The 14934-nt window shown below is 58.8% G+C and carries 10 protein-coding genes and 1 tRNA gene; 1 reads left to right on the top strand and 10 read right to left on the bottom strand.

What is annotated here, in order from left to right; all coding sequences use genetic code 11:
- Positions 1–70 precede the first annotated feature (70 nt).
- Positions 71–1093: a bile acid:sodium symporter family protein gene (locus HMPREF9237_RS05550; RefSeq protein WP_081637313.1), complete on the top strand. Its 1023-nt coding sequence runs from the start codon at positions 71–73 to the stop codon at positions 1091–1093.
- Between the two features lie 56 nt (positions 1094–1149).
- Here HMPREF9237_RS05550 and HMPREF9237_RS05545 read toward each other — a convergent pair whose 3' ends face one another.
- The 10 genes from HMPREF9237_RS05545 to pyk form a co-directional block, all read right to left on the bottom strand.
- Complete coding sequence (locus HMPREF9237_RS05545; protein ID WP_016442750.1) at positions 1150–2199, bottom strand: TerC/Alx family metal homeostasis membrane protein; 1050 nt, start codon at positions 2197–2199, stop codon at positions 1150–1152.
- Positions 2200–2445: 246 nt separating this feature from the next.
- Entirely contained in the window at positions 2446–4524 is a 2079-nt protein-coding gene (gene uvrB, locus HMPREF9237_RS05540) for an excinuclease ABC subunit UvrB (protein WP_016442749.1), read from the bottom strand.
- A gap of 156 nt (positions 4525–4680) precedes the next feature.
- Positions 4681–5556: a hypothetical protein gene (locus HMPREF9237_RS05535; protein ID WP_016442748.1), complete on the bottom strand. Its 876-nt coding sequence runs from the start codon at positions 5554–5556 to the stop codon at positions 4681–4683.
- A gap of 74 nt (positions 5557–5630) precedes the next feature.
- Positions 5631–6977 carry a gluconate:H+ symporter gene (locus tag HMPREF9237_RS05530; RefSeq protein WP_016442747.1) on the bottom strand — a complete coding sequence of 449 codons (1347 nt, stop codon included), beginning with the start codon at positions 6975–6977 and terminating at the stop codon, positions 5631–5633.
- 172 nt (positions 6978–7149) lie between these two features.
- Entirely contained in the window at positions 7150–7827 is a 678-nt protein-coding gene (gene coaE / locus HMPREF9237_RS05525) for a dephospho-CoA kinase (RefSeq protein ID WP_016442746.1), read from the bottom strand.
- Between the two features lie 105 nt (positions 7828–7932).
- On the bottom strand, positions 7933–9417 hold the full coding sequence (gene rpsA, locus HMPREF9237_RS05520; RefSeq protein ID WP_016442745.1) for a 30S ribosomal protein S1: 1485 nt from the start codon (positions 9415–9417) through the stop codon (positions 7933–7935).
- A gap of 158 nt (positions 9418–9575) precedes the next feature.
- Complete coding sequence (polA, locus tag HMPREF9237_RS05515; protein ID WP_016442744.1) at positions 9576–12254, bottom strand: DNA polymerase I; 2679 nt, start codon at positions 12252–12254, stop codon at positions 9576–9578.
- Positions 12255–12355: 101 nt separating this feature from the next.
- Positions 12356–12973: an ANTAR domain-containing response regulator gene (locus HMPREF9237_RS05510; protein ID WP_196800258.1), complete on the bottom strand. Its 618-nt coding sequence runs from the start codon at positions 12971–12973 to the stop codon at positions 12356–12358.
- Between the two features lie 211 nt (positions 12974–13184).
- Positions 13185–13266: transfer RNA gene (locus tag HMPREF9237_RS05505), tRNA-Leu, on the bottom strand.
- A 220-nt stretch (positions 13267–13486) separates the two neighbouring features.
- Positions 13487–14917 carry a pyruvate kinase gene (pyk, locus tag HMPREF9237_RS05500; protein WP_039898859.1) on the bottom strand — a complete coding sequence of 477 codons (1431 nt, stop codon included), beginning with the start codon at positions 14915–14917 and terminating at the stop codon, positions 13487–13489.
- Between the last annotated feature and the right edge of the window lie 17 nt (positions 14918–14934).

The raw sequence follows: 14934 nt of genomic DNA, 5'->3' as shown, positions 1-14934 counted from the left end.
GGCCAAGCTTACACGGTTGAACACAGGTTCGATAACCGAATGGTGCAATGTTCACGCTAGGCTGGTTTCCATGGCAATTAAGCGAGCACGAAGCTGCGGGAATGGCCGAGAGGATAAGAGAGCCCATCGGGGCGCTCGCCTCCTCCGCTACCGCCCCGATCCCCTAGTAGCAGGAATTATCCTGGCGATGATCGCGGGACTGCTGATTCCGGCGCCCAGCGCCCTGCGGGCACACTTGGGAACCGTATCGGACCTCGCGGTTGCCTGCGTATTCCTGGTCTACGGGATGCGGCTACGCACCCGGGACGTACTGGCCGGGCTGCGCAATATCCGCCTGCAAGGCCTGGTGTTTCTATGCACCTACCTGATTTTCCCACTCCTCGGTTTCGCCCTGGGCCACCTCGTTGCACCGGTTGTGGGTCCAGCTTTTGCCCTCGGTTTCCTCTACCTGGCACTCCTGCCCTCTACCATCCAGTCCTCGGTGACCATGGTCTCCATCGCCCGCGGGAACGTGGCCGCTGCCGTCACGTCCGCCACGGTATCCAATATCGCGGGAATTTTCCTCACCCCGCTACTCGTCCTGCTTTTCCTGCACGTAGAGGGGGCTTCGGCCGGATCTATTAATTCGGTGCTCCTCAAGCTGCTCCTCCCCTTTGTTATTGGGCAGTGCCTTCAGCCCTGGGTCGGCACGTGGTTCCGCGCGCACCCGCGCCTGGTACGCACCGTGGATAACACCTCGATTATCCTCATCGTGCTCTCATCCGTCCTCAATGCCACCGCGGAAGGGGCCTGGGCCGGGGTAACGGTCTGGACAATCCTCGGACTGCTCGCCCTGTGCTGTGTGCTGCTGGCAGCAATGCTATCCATTACCTGGTGGCTGGGGGGCCTGGCTCGGATGCGTGTAGAGGACCGCATCGTGGTACTCATGTGCGGATCAAAGAAATCATTGGCAACGGGGCTCCCGATGGCCAAGGCACTATTCGCCCCGGCCACGGTCGCCCCGTTGTCCGTTCCGGTGGTTATTTTCCACCAGCTACAAATTTTTGTGTGCGCAATTCTGGCGCGCCGCCTAGCCCGGCGCCACAGCAATTAGCCCAGCGCCACGCTGATTCGTGCGCCGCTACAGCAATTAGCCCGGCACGCGCCGCCCTAGTTAGCACCGCCAGCTGCATCGTCGTCGTTCTTCTTCTTGCGTGCAAGGGAACGCGAGCGCAGCAGGGAGGCCACCACCGTCACCACGATGATGACAACGATCACGAGCAGCGAGCTCAGCGGTGTGAACTCGAAGAATCCCGCGGCGATATCGTAATGGTGCAGCGCCTCGAAAATGAGTTTGAAACCGATAAAAGCGAGGATCGCGGCCAGCCCAAAATGCAGGTAGACAAGTCGTTCGAGGAGGCCGTCCACCAGGAAGAACATCTGACGCAGGCCCATGAGGGCGAAGGCGTTTGCCGCGAAAATAATGAAGGGCTCGGTGGTGAAACCGAAAGAGGCCGGGATGGAATCGAGGGCGAACATGAGGTCAATCCCGCCGATGGCGATAATGCACAGCAGTAACGGGGTGATGTAGCGCTTGCCGCCCCGCTTCACGATGTAGTGGTCGCCGTGGTAATCCTCGGCCACTGGGAGGGTGCGGCGCGCCAGGCGCACGAAGAAATTATCGGCTTCCTCGCCTGTCGGTTCGCTATTCGAGAGGCCCTCTTTGACCTGCGAGAACGCGGTCCACAGCAAGAAAGCGCCGAAGAGGAAGAAGGACCAGGCCAGGGATTCCACAATGACTTTACCCAGCAAAATAAAGAGGAACCGCAGGCACAGTGCGATAACAATACCCCAGAACAGCACTTTTTGCTGGAGGGCACGGGGCACCGCGAAGGAACCCATAATAATAATGAAGACGAAGATATTATCGACAGAGAGGGAATACTCCACGCCCCAGACGCTGAAGAATTGCAATCCGAAGGTATCCCCGTGGCGCCACCACAGGTATCCGCCCAGGCAGACGGCGAGGAAAATGTAGAAAAGCAGGAAACCTGCCGATTCTTTCATGCTGGGCTCGTGCGGTTTGCGCACGTGGGAGAGCAGATCGAAAGCGAAAATACCGATAACAACAACGAACAGCAGGATCCACTCGGCCATATGGACCGACATCTGATCGGGCGTGCTCGTCAACGGCAGCACACCCGTGGCGTATGAAAGCATATATACCTCCGGATGGAATGACCGGAGGTCTCTTCCCACCGACCGGGCGCGCGGCCGCGGCAGGTCTCCGATCCGGACGACCCGGGTGGGTCTCGTGCTGACGAATCGGCGGTTGACGGGAATACTCCCCTCCACGAGTGCACACTTTACACGATGGGGAGCACCACCGAGCCGCGTTTCCTATGCGGTGTGGGTGCCGGGCGGAGATGCGTGCCCGTGCGGGCGCGCGTTTCCCGTGCGGGCATTTTACTTTTGGGCCTGCTGAGAGTGCCACAGCTCGCTTTTTAAATCTTTGATCTCATCGCGATAGCGCGCCGCGAGCTCAAATTGGAGCTGTTCGGCGGCCGCGTGCATCTGTGCGGTGAGCTCGGTAATGAGTTCGCGCAACTCTTTGCCACCCTGCGCCCGGGCAATTTCAGCTTCCGAAGCCCGCGCCCGAGCATGCGCGGGTTCTTGACGATACCCGCCGGCGAGCAGCTGCTCAGTATCCACGTCTTCCCGGGCGAGCATATCGGTCACGTCCGCAATGCGTTTGCGCAGTGGTTGCGGATCGATACCGTGTTCCCGGTTATAGGCGAGCTGCTTTTCCCGGCGCCGATTCGTTTCATCAATAGCCTGCTGCATATTCGGGGTAATGCTATCGCCGTACATATGCACTTCCCCGGAAACGTTACGGGCCGCTCGCCCAATAGTTTGGATGAGCGAGGTGGTAGAACGCAAAAAGCCCTGCTTATCCGCATCGAGGATGGCCACGAGGGAAACTTCCGGAAGATCCAGGCCCTCGCGCAGCAGGTTAATACCCACAAGCACATCGAATTTCCCGAGCCGCAATTCCCGTAGCAGCTCCACTCGGCGCAAGGTATCCACATCCGAATGCAGATACTCCACCCGCACCCCGCGGTCAGCCAGGTAGGCGGTGAGATCTTCAGCCATTTTCTTCGTTAGCGTGGTGATAAGTACCCGCTCATCACGTTCGGCTCGTACCCGTACTTCCTCGAGGAGATCATCGATCTGACCTTCGGTGGGTTTGACTTTAATAAGAGGATCCACCAAACCGGTGGGTCGAATAATTTGTTCGACGACGCCGTCCGCTTGCTCGAGTTCATATTTACCAGGTGTCGCGGATAGGTACACAGTTTGGCCGATACGATCAAGAAATTCCTCCCATTTGAGGGGACGGTTATCCATGGCGGAAGGTAGTCGGAAACCATACTCCACGAGCGTGCGCTTGCGGGACATATCCCCTTCGTACATGGCCCCGATTTGGGGAACAGTCACATGGGATTCATCGAGGATGAGAAGGAAATCATCGGGGAAGTAATCAAGAAGCGTATTGGGTGCGGTACCCGGCCCGCGCCCGTCAATATGCCGAGAATAGTTCTCAATCCCGGAGGTTGTTCCAATATTGCGCATCATCTCGATGTCGTAGCTGGTGCGCATTTCCAGGCGCTGTGCCTCGAGGAGCTTATTGTGCGCACGCAGGTATTCCAGGCGTTCGGCCAGTTCTTCCTCAATGGAACGGATAGCGCGTTCCATCCGCTCGGGTCCGGCCACGTAATGGGAAGCCGGGAACACGTGGGCGGTATCGGTGCGTTGGAGAACATCCCCGGTGAGCGGGTGCAGTAGGGATATCCCGTCAATTTCATCGCCGAAGAATTCAATGCGGATAGCCAATTCCTCGTACACGGGAATAATTTCCACAGTATCGCCCCGCACCCGGAAAGTGCCGCGAGTAAAAGTAATATCATTACGGGTGTACTGCATGGAGACGAAGGTGCGCAGCAGCTCATCACGATCCAATTGCTGGCCCACGTGCAGTTGCACCATACGATCAACATATTCCTGCGGGGTACCCAGGCCGTAAATGCAAGAAACGGAGGCTACTACCACGGTATCCCGCCGGGTGAGGAGCGAATTAGTGGCCGAGTGGCGCAGTCGTTCTACCTCATCGTTAATGGAGGAATCTTTTTCGATAAAGGTATCGGTTTGAGGAACATAGGCTTCCGGCTGGTAGTAATCGTAATAGGAAACGAAGTATTCCACCGCATTATTCGGCATAAGTTCGCGGAATTCCGCTGCCATTTGCGCGGCCAGCGTTTTATTCGGCTCCATAATAAGGGTGGGGCGCTGTACCTGTTCGATGAGCCAGGCGGTGGTGGCCGATTTTCCGGTACCGGTGGCTCCCAGCAACACCACATCCTTTTCACCGTCGTTAATACGACGGGTGAGTTCGGCAATCGCGGCGGGCTGATCTCCCGAGGGACGGTACTCGGAGATAACTTCAAAAGGCTTATCGCTGCGCACAATCTCAGAATCAAGAGCCATAGTGGCGAGCTTACTAGCCTCACCCGGCGCGCGGTACGAAATACGCCAGCGGCCGGATAGAGACCCGAGGTTATGGTCGAGTTTCTATCCGGCCGCTGGGCGCCGTCGTTATCCCACGCCGTTCGAGCGTGGCGAGAACCGGCCTTGAACTAAAAACTAGTCAAGGTGCTCCACGGTGGCGTGCAGGGTGAGCGTGGCGCTCTCCCCCGGCGCAAGCTGCGGGGCCCCTTCGCGCACCCGAGTTGCTTCCACGCACACAAAATGCTTCCAGGCATCATCGGGCATATCCGCATTCGCGGCCGAGCCCTTCGTACCCGGGTTCCACACCACCGATTTATCGGATTCTTCCGAGCGCAGGGTGATCTTACGGTGTCCGCCCGCGTCCACGAGCACGATATCGCCCGCGAAGGGGTAGAAACGATCAACGGTTTGGCCTTCGAGAGCCTCGAAGGGGCCGGCGGGGAGTTGGGCATTATCCGCAAGGCGATCGATGCCGCCCTCCTCGATACCCTTGATACGCAGATCCTGCGCATCCACAGCCCAGTAGGCGTGAAGGGCTAACTCCGGGGCGATCGTTTCGGTGCCGGTATTGGTGGCGTTTAGCCGCACCCAAAAATCACTGCCCAGGTGCACGGTGTAGCTGAGGCTGAGGGAATCAGCCAGGTCGCCACCCAGGGCGCTGCCCGCGAGGGTGAAGGTTGCTTCCACCGCGGTGGTATCGCCACTGACGGATTCGAGGGTCCAGTCCTGGATGCGGGCCCAGCCGTGCAGGCCGTTATCCGAAGGTCCAAACCACGGGGCTACCACCGGGATACCGCCCCGGATAGGAGTGCCCTGCGTGAGGCCAGATAGGTCGCTCATGTAGAGGACGTCCTCGAAGCCAGCCGGTTTCCAGGAGGCAACGTGGGCGCCGTAGGGGAATACGGAACCGGATACGGTATCAGTGTTAATCTCTAGCGCGCTCAGGTCCCCACGGGTGACGAGGCTGACGCCGGCGATAGCTTGCTCGGCAAAGGGAATGCTCTGCGTCATGTGTACTCCTTGATTATCTTTATGTGTGCGATGCGGGCGACCATACCGGCCGCCCGCACCCGCCTACTCATGCTCTAGCCGAAGAACGGCGAGAGGCACATTACGTACGCCAGTGAAACCAGTGAACCGGAGGCGAGCAGGCCGCCCCACGTCTTGAGAGTGTCCTTGATGGACAGATCGAAGTATTCCTTGAAGAGCCAGAAGGACGCGTCATTAATATGCGTCATGAAGTTGGAGCCCGCAGCAGTGGCAAGCACGAGCAGCGTGGGATCCACGCCCGCCTGCATCACACCGGTGGTCGGATCCATAACAGCCGCACCAATAATGGAGGCGGCGGTCATCGCGGAGACCACGCCCTGACCGGTAGCCAGGCGGATAAGAACGGTGATGAACCAGGCCATAATGTAGGGCGATACCGCGCCCGCACTCATGAAGCCGCCGATGTAATCGCCAATGCCGGAGTCAATCACAACCTGCTTGAAGGCGCCACCGGCACCGATAATCATGACAACGCCGGCGATAATCGACACGGCCTTATTGAACTTGTCCATGACCCATTCGCCCTTGTGCCCGCGCTGAATACCGAAGAGCAGCATAGCGAGCACCAGCGCCACGGACATGGCCACCGGGGAGGAACCGAAGAAGTTGAGCCACTGGCCCAGCGTGGATTCTTTATCTACCCAAATATTGGCGATGGTCACCGAGATCATGATGATGGCCGGGCTGAGCGGCACGATGAGGGAGATGAAGAACGACGGCGGATTGACCGCGGCTTCCTTATCGTCCTTATCACCGGACATGAACTTCGGCACCGGGCGCTCAAGGTTACCAAGAACCTTGGGCAACAGCACGCCACCCACGATCACCCAGAGAATCGCCATGGGAATACCAAGGAGGTACACCATGCCGGCATCCGCGTGATACTGGTCAATGAGCGCAACCGGACCGGGCTGCGGCGGGAAGATGGAGTGAGCGACCGTGGTAGCGCATACAGCCGGAATGGCTAGGCGCAGCCACGGCACCTTTGCTTCCTGAGCGATAGAAATAACGAGCGGAGCAATCATCAGGAAGGCGACTTCGTAGAACATCGCCAGGCCGAAAATAAGACCGATGATAATAACAGCGATACGCACGAAGCGCAGTCCGAAGCGCCGAATGAGCCCCGATGCCAGCACGTGAGACGCACCGGAATCCACCATGAGGCGGCCGATAACTGCACCGAAAACAACGATAATGGCGAGCGAACCCAGCGTAGAACCAAAACCGGTGGTGACGGTCTTGAGAGTTTCCATCGGGCCCATGCCATTGCACAGTGCCACCACCACGGCGGCGAGCAACAGCGCGAGCATCGAATTCACCTTGAATACGATGTTGAGCACGAGCATCAACGCAATGCCCACGAGCAGCCAAACAATTGGCATAGCTTTTAACCTCTCAAATTTTAGGCCCCATCGCCGCGCATCGTTGCTTCGTGGCGACGAGACGTACCATATAGCGAAACGGTCATTTCACTATTTGTAAATGGTACTCCCTCTTACGCTGAGAGTAAACACGGTACGGATCACCATTTTACTTGCGTTTATCTTGATTTTTCTACGACGACGCCGGCGCCTGCGGCGCCGCCAGCCAGCTATCCGCGCATTTGGCAACGAGCTTCTCCAACTCCGCGCGGCTTCCTGCATTCTGAATCCAGATATGAGCCAGGCCCCGACGGACTTCATCATCAACCTGAGTGTGCATCCGGGCCCGCGCATCTGTTTCGCTCATGCCCCGGCCGCGGAGGTGCTCAAGGCGCTTTTCTTCCGGGGAAGAGACGATTATCACGCAATCGACCTCACGATCGGCGCGGGTTTCTACCAGGAGGGGCACATCATAGACAGCCAGCTGGTCCGGGTGCGCACTGGCAAGGATCTCCCGAGCCCGCGCGATAATAGCGGGATGGGTGAGAGCTTCAAGCCGGTGGCGGGCGGCCGGATTGGAGAAGATATGTGCGGCGAGGGCAGCGCGGTTGAGTGCGCCGTCGTCGTTTAAAATACCCGAACCAAAAATGGTGGCGAGCTGCGCGAGGACGGGGCTACCCGGGGCGGTGACCTCCCGGGCGAGGGCGTCCGCATCGGCAATAAGCGCGCCGCGGTCCCGCAGAACGCGAGTGACCGTGGATTTTCCGGCGCCGATTCCACCGGATACCGCTACCCGCAGGGCGCGATCCCGCGGGTGGGTGAAGGTGCGTAGCAGATATGCGCTGGCTCCCCCGACTGTTAGTGCTTTCACCGTCTCAGCTTAACAATGTGCTCGAGAGAAAGAAAACGCCGCCGGCGCTCCCCCAAAGAGGTGCGCCGGCGGCGGTACTAGATGCTACCCGCGGTAGCCTATGCCTTAGTTGTTGGTCAGCTTCTCGCGCAGGGCAGCGAGAGCCTCATCGGCATCCGAGTCGAGCGAGCCGCTCGGTTCGGAGGTGGAGGTGTAGCTGGCCGGGATTTCCGCGGCCGGCTCGGCAGCGGTAGCAGCCTGGGCGCCAGCGGCAGCATCGGCTTCGAGCGCGGCAGCAACCTGGGCCTTGTGTGCTTCCCAACGAGCCTGGGCCTGGGCGTATTCGTTCTCCCATGCCTCGCGCTGAGCTTCGTAGCCCTCGAGCCATTCGTTCGATTCGGGATCGAAGCCTTCGGGGTACTTGTAATTGCCGTTTTCGTCGTAATCAGCGGCCATGCCGTAGAGCGAGGGATCGAAGTCCTGGGAGTTCGGATCCACGCCTTCGTTCGCCTGCTTGAGCGAGAGCGAAATACGGCGGCGGTCCAGATCGATATCGATGACCTTGACGAAGACGTCGTCGCCCACCTTGACAACCTCTTCCGGGGTGTCGATGTGGCGGGAGGCCAGTTCGGAGATGTGGACGAGGCCTTCGATGCCGTCCTCCACGCGCACGAACGCGCCGAAAGGAACGAGCTTAGTGACGCGACCCGGAACGATCTGGCCGATCGCGTGGGTGCGGGCGAAGGACTGCCACGGATCTTCCTGGGTGGCCTTGAGGGAGAGCGAGACACGCTCGCGATCCATGTCAACATCGAGAACTTCCACGGTGACAGGCTGACCCACTTCGACAACCTCGGACGGGTGGTCGATGTGCTTCCAGGACAGCTCGGAAACGTGGACGAGGCCGTCCACACCGCCGAGGTCCACAAAGGCACCAAAGTTGACAATGGAGGACACGAAGCCTTCGCGCACCTGGCCCTTCTGAAGCTGGTGCAAGAATTCGCCACGAGCCTGGGACTGGGACGCTTCCAGCCAGGCGCGGCGGGAAAGAACCACGTTATTGCGGTTCTTATCAAGTTCGATGATCTTCGCTTCAAGCTCGCGGCCGATGTAGGGCTGCAGATCGCGCACGCGGCGCATTTCAACAAGCGAAGCGGGCAGGAAGCCGCGCAGCCCGATATCAACAATCAGACCGCCCTTGACGACTTCAATGACAGTGCCGGTAACGACGCCATCAGCTTCCTTGACCTTCTCGATTTCCGCCCAGGCACGTTCGTACTGCGCGCGCTTCTTCGAGAGGAGGAGACGGCCTTCCTTGTCTTCCTTCTGGAGGACAAGGGCTTCTACCTGGTCGCCAATTTCAACGACATCATCAGGGTTGACATCGTGCTTGATCGAAAGTTCCTTGGAGGGAATAACACCCTCGGTTTTGTAGCCAATGTCGAGCAACACTTCGTCATGGTCGACCTTGACAACGGTTCCTTCGACGAGGTCACCATCGTTAAAGTACTTGATCGTCTTATCGACGGCGGCAATAAGTTCTTCCTCGGAGCCGATATCGTTGACGGCAATCTCGGGGAGAGTCGAAGACTCGGGGGTGGTATTAGTCATTAACTGATAACTTCCGGACACTATTGTGAATATTTGCTTGGGACCGATGGATATCGGCCAGTGCGGCGGGTGCTCACACCAGTTCTCCATACTACGCGGAAAAGCTTGGCTAGTGCAAGGCATCCGGGCCAGAATCGGCGTGGTGTGGGCGCCTCGTTCTAGTGGGCTGCCTCCCGCCAATTCGGGCCGTACCCAACCCCGACCGAAAGTGGGACCCGCAGCTGGGCTGCGCCGGCCATTTCCCGCCGCACGATCTCCTCGGTGGCCTCGTGCTCACCGGGTGCCACTTCCAGCACCAGTTCGTCATGGACCTGGAGCAGTACTCGGCTGCGCAACCCTGCTTCGCGCAGCGCTTCCACCACGGCCACCATGGCGATTTTGATAATATCCGCCGCGCTGCCCTGAATCGGAGCATTGAGAGCCATGCGTTCAGATGCCTCGCGCAGTTGTCGGTTCGTGGAACGCAATTCGGGAAGGTAGCGCCGCCGCCCCAACAGCGTCTGGGTATAGCCATCTTCACGGGCTTTCACCACGAGGGAATCAAGGTATTCGCGCACTTTCCCGAAACGCGCGAAATAGGTATCCATGAGCTCTTGAGCATCGTGGGCGGAAATATGGAGCTGGCGGGAAAGCCCGTAGGCGGAGAGCCCGTAAGCCAAGCCGTAGCTCATCGCTTTAATACGGGAGCGCTGTTCGCTACTTACCTCACTTTCGGGAATCCCGAAGACGAGAGAGGCCACCGAGGAATGCAGGTCTTCGCCCTCGTTAAAAGCGGTGATCAACGCTTCATCGCCGGAAAGCGAGGCCATGATTCGCATTTCGATCTGAGAGTAATCCGCGGTCATCAGCGCCGCATAGCCCGCGGAAGGAATAAAGGCAGAGCGGATCTGAAGACCTTCAGCCGTGCGCGCATGAATATTTTGAAGATTCGGATCCGTGGACGAGAGCCGCCCGGTAGCTGCCACCGCCTGCTGGTAGGTAGTGTGGATTTTCCCATCCGCCCGGGTATTGCGCTGCAAACCTTCCACGGATTGCCGCAGTTTAATGGCATCACGGTGCTCAAGAAGAGCCCCGAGGAATTGAGTCCCGGCTACCGCCTTATCATCTTCGCGCGCGGCAATGCGCACCGCCAGATCTGCTAGCGCTTCCGCATTCGTGGTGTACCCGGATTTGGTTTTCCGGGTGGTGGGCAAGCCGAGTTCCTCGAAAAGCACCCCTTGTAATTGCTTGGGACTGGAGAGGTTGACTTCGTGGCCGATAGCATCATAAGCGAGTCTGGCCGCGGCTTCCACGCGTCCATCGAAATCTTTTCGCAGTTTTTCAAGGTAGGGAGAATCCACCGCAATGCCGGTGTCCTCCATGCGCGCGAGGGTGCGGGACACGTCCATTTCGAGGTTGAGCAAGGCACCATCCTCACCGCGGGCCTTCAATTCCTCGAGCAACTTATCGGAAAGCGGGCCGAGGAGTGCGGCGCGCTGCGCCAACGGATCAGCCTGTCCGTCCAACCCGGGCAGCACTCCCCCATCCCCCAAATCAACGCCGAGGTGACGCAACGCAAGATCTCCGAGATCATAGCTGCGCTGATCGGGGTAGAGAAGGTAGGCACACAGCACGGTATCGCGGACGACGCCGCGTAACTCGGCGCCGTGCCCCCGCACCCGATGCCAGGCTTCTTTGGCGCCGTGCACCACTTTCGGAGCATCAGATTCCAGCCAGGCACGCACCTGCGCAGTATCGTCGTCGTTCATGGTGTGAGTATCGAGAAGTAAGGCGGCCGTTGCCGTTCCAATCGCAAGTGCCTCCACACTCCCCGCACCCGGACTAGCAGGGCCCGCAAGTTCAAGACCGTACACCGGAGCGTCGGAGTGCCGGGCGAGCCATTCTCGCACCCCGGAGGTGGTGATCTCCAAGCCGGTGAGGGTAAAACCAACACTTGCCTCGGTTTCGGCGGTGCCGTCACGCGCCGGTAACTCTGCCAGGACGCGCCCGCGTAGAGTGTCAAAATCGAGAGTGTCAAAAAGCTCGTGCAGCGCTTCCCGTTCCACTCCGCGCGGGCGGAACTCCTCGAGGTTCTCTCCGATAGGAAGATCACGCACAAGGGTATTGAGGGACCGATTCTGGCGAACCTGATCCAGGTGCTCGCGCAAGGAGGCACCTACTTTTCCACCAATTTCATTCGCACGGTTGAGAATAGTATCGAGGTCGCCATAGGCGGCGAGCCATTTCGCCGCGGTTTTGGGGCCGACACCGGGGACTCCGGGAATATTATCGGCGCCTTCCCCCACGAGCGCGGCCAGGTCGGCATAGCGTTCGGGGCGCACTCCAGTTTTCTTTTCGATACCGGCCGGGTCAAGGGCCTGCATGGCCGAACGCGGCATGGGATAGAGCACGGTGGTGTGCTCATCAACGAGCTGATAGGAGTCTTTGTCGCCGGAGGCAATATAGACATCCGCTCCCTCTTCTACCGCACGACGGGAAAGGGTGGCAATAATATCGTCAGCTTCGTAGTCCTCGTAAGTAAGCCAACTTATTCCGCAGGTATCCAGGACGTTTTTAATAACATCGATTTGGCCGGAGAATTCTACCGGTGTGGGGGCCCGGCCTCCTTTATATTCCGGATAGACGCGGGTACGGAATGTTCCTCCCGGCAGGTCAAAGGCCACGGCGATGTAATCGGGGTGGTAATCACCAATGATTTTGAGCAGGGTGGAGAGGAAACCGTAAACAGCATTGGTGTACTGCCCCCGATCGGTGAGGAAATTCTCTGCCCGCAGGGCGTAGAAGGCGCGGAACGCCATAGAATGGCCGTCAACAAGAAGGAATTTTTTTTCACTCACCCCTCTAGCCTACGCGAGATAGCTAGCAGGCGCCCACCGGAAAATCGATGAGCGCCTGACTGTGAGACTGTGGGACCTGGCACGTACGCGGCTGGATGCGCTTAACTACGCCCGCCAACCTGTTCGATCACAGCATCGGCTACTTCGCGCATGGTCAGCCGCCGATCCATCGAGGTCTTTTGAATCCAGCGGAAAGCTTCCGGTTCGGTCAGGCCCATATGCGATTCCAGCAAGCCCTTAGCCCGATCCACTCGCTTGCGGGTTTCAAATTGCTCGGCCATGGTAGAGACTTCGTTTTCGAGCGCTTCGATTTCCTGATTACGCGAGACAGCGATTTCGACCGCGGGAATGAGATCAGCGGGCGTGAACGGCTTGACTACGTAAGCCATCGCTCCGGCGTCCCGTGCGCGTTCCACCAGGTCACGCTGAGAGTAGGCGGTGAGCATAACGATGGCCACCCGATGTTCTTCTAGAATCCGGTCCGCTGCGGTAATGCCGTCCATACCCGGCATCTTCACATCCATGACAATCAGATCGGGTTCGAGTTCGCCGGCGAGTTCAATAGCGGATTCGCCATCGCCGGCTTCTCCGACAACCTCATACCCGGCATCTTCCAGTGTTTCAACAATATCGAGGCGAATGAGAGTTTCGTCTTCAACGACAAGAACCCGAATGGCTTCTTTGTTCTCCGCGGCTTGCGCCGCCGTGTCCCTGGCCATCATGACCCCTTCGACCGGCATGCCGGATAGATTGAACCAATTTACTGCGTGCGATGTTGCACCTGCATCCACACCGAAGTGTTCTCTGACCCTTGAGAGAATGATGACCGGCAACGGGATTCACGCGCCCCTTACCATGCTGTCAGACCACGCGGTGCAGAGCAAACAACGGGACAGAGATTCCCAGCGAACTTCAAGGTTATCGCCGCGGTGCTCCCGGAGGGACTCGAACCCTCACGCCTTGCGGCGCTGCATTTTGAGTGCAGTGTGTCTACCAATTCCACCACAGGAGCTTGTGCATATGCCGCCACCACCAGCAGAATCTCCAGGATCACCGCGAGTGAATGTGCAAACGCAGAGAATATTTCACCATACCCGCCACCAAATTTCAAATGATGGTGACGCAGAAATCTGGAACGGGAGCGGGTGCCCGCCGGGATAAGCCCGGGGGGCACCCGCTCACCTTTGCTGTGCTACTCGCGCATCCGGCGCGCCCAGCACGGTTCACGAGTTTTAGGCAACGCCCGTTTCTTCACCGATCTTGTGAACACGCAGGGTGTTGGTGGAGCCGGCCACACCCGAGGGCATACCGGCCACGATCACCACGCGGTCACCGACCTGGGCGCGGCCCAGTTCGAGAAGACGGTCTTCCACCTGCTGCACCATTTCATCCGTGGTGGCAGCCGAATGATCCACCGTATAGGTTTCACTGCCCCACAGCACGGCAAGCTGGTTGCGGACCTTCTCCGAAGGAGTGAAGTTGATAATCGGCAGGCGGGAGCGGTTGCGTGCCACGCGGCGGGCGGTATGCCCGGTTTCCGTGAAGACCACAACTGCCTTGACACCCAGGGCTTCACCGATGTCCAGAGCGGAGCGGGTGAGAACACCGTTGCGGGTGCGATGCAGGGAGGAGAGCTGCGGGATCTGCTCCAGGCCGTGTTCCTCCGTGTAGGAAACGATGGAGGCCATGGTCTTCACGCACTCAATCGGGTAGAGACCCACCGAGGTTTCCCCGGAAAGCATAACGGCATCCGCACCGTCCAGAATGGCATTGGCGCAGTCAGAAGCCTCAGCGCGGGTGGGCCGCGGGTTCTGGATCATGGATTCGAGAACCTGGGTGGCCAGAATGACCGGCTTGGCACGCTTGCGGGCCAGCGAAATGGCTTCCTTCTGCACCAGCGGAACCTGCTCGAGGGGCAGTTCCACGCCGAGGTCGCCGCGGGCAACCATAATGCCGTCGAAGGCCTGGACGATGTCATCCAGGTTGGCCACGGCCTGCGGCTTTTCGATCTTGGCGATAACGGGCAGGTGGATGCCCTCTTCGTCCATGATGCGGTGGACATCGTCAATATCCTTGGCATCACGCACGAAGGAAAGCGCGATAAGATCCGCGCCGTAGTTGAGTCCCCAACGCAGATCCTCTTCATCCTTTTCGGACATGGCAGGAACGGACACCGCCACACCGGGAAGATTAATACCCTTGTTATTGGACACGGGACCGGGGACTTCCACGCGGGTGACCACGTCAGTTCCGTCCACAACTTCCACGACACGCACGGAAACCTTGCCATCGTCGATCAAGAGCACATCGCCGGGATTGCAATCGCCCGCCAAGCCCTTGAAAGTGGTGGAGCAGATATCCTTCGTGCCGGGGATATCGCGGGTGGTAATGGTGAAAGTATCGCCCACGTTCAGCTGGACCGGGCCTTCGGCAAAACGGCCGAGACGGATCTTCGGGCCCTGCAAATCAACGAGTACCGCAACCGGGATACCCAGTTCCTTCGCGGCGGCGCGCACATTATCAATGCGCTTTTCGTGTTCTTCATGCGAACCGTGGGAGGCGTTAATACGCGCCACGTTCATGCCGGCTTTAACAAGTTCAAGGATTTGATCGTAGGTATCCGTAGCGGGACCCAACGTACACACAATTCTAGCTCTACGCATGTTTCCTATCTTACCCG

It is taken from the genome of Actinotignum schaalii FB123-CNA-2, from assembly GCF_000411135.1.
Taxonomy (GTDB): Bacteria; Actinomycetota; Actinomycetes; order Actinomycetales; family Actinomycetaceae; genus Actinotignum; species Actinotignum schaalii_A.
The sequence above is the reverse complement of the archived record's forward strand: the minus strand, read 5'-3'. Positions and strand labels throughout refer to the sequence as shown.

Excerpts from the sequence above, each read along its gene's own strand:
- HMPREF9237_RS05510 (WP_196800258.1), bottom strand. The coding sequence starts at position 12,973 with ATGGCCAGGGACACGGCGGCGCAAGCCGCGGAGAACAAAGAAGCCATT.
- HMPREF9237_RS05545 (WP_016442750.1), bottom strand. The coding sequence starts at position 2,199 with ATGCTTTCATACGCCACGGGTGTGCTGCCGTTGACGAGCACGCCCGAT.
- rpsA (WP_016442745.1), bottom strand. The coding sequence starts at position 9,417 with ATGACTAATACCACCCCCGAGTCTTCGACTCTCCCCGAGATTGCCGTC.
- HMPREF9237_RS05550 (WP_081637313.1), top strand. The coding sequence starts at position 71 with ATGGCAATTAAGCGAGCACGAAGCTGCGGGAATGGCCGAGAGGATAAG.
- uvrB (WP_016442749.1), bottom strand. The coding sequence starts at position 4,524 with ATGGCTCTTGATTCTGAGATTGTGCGCAGCGATAAGCCTTTTGAAGTT.
- pyk (WP_039898859.1), bottom strand. The coding sequence starts at position 14,917 with ATGCGTAGAGCTAGAATTGTGTGTACGTTGGGTCCCGCTACGGATACC.
- HMPREF9237_RS05535 (WP_016442748.1), bottom strand. The coding sequence starts at position 5,556 with ATGACGCAGAGCATTCCCTTTGCCGAGCAAGCTATCGCCGGCGTCAGC.
- HMPREF9237_RS05530 (WP_016442747.1), bottom strand. The coding sequence starts at position 6,977 with ATGCCAATTGTTTGGCTGCTCGTGGGCATTGCGTTGATGCTCGTGCTC.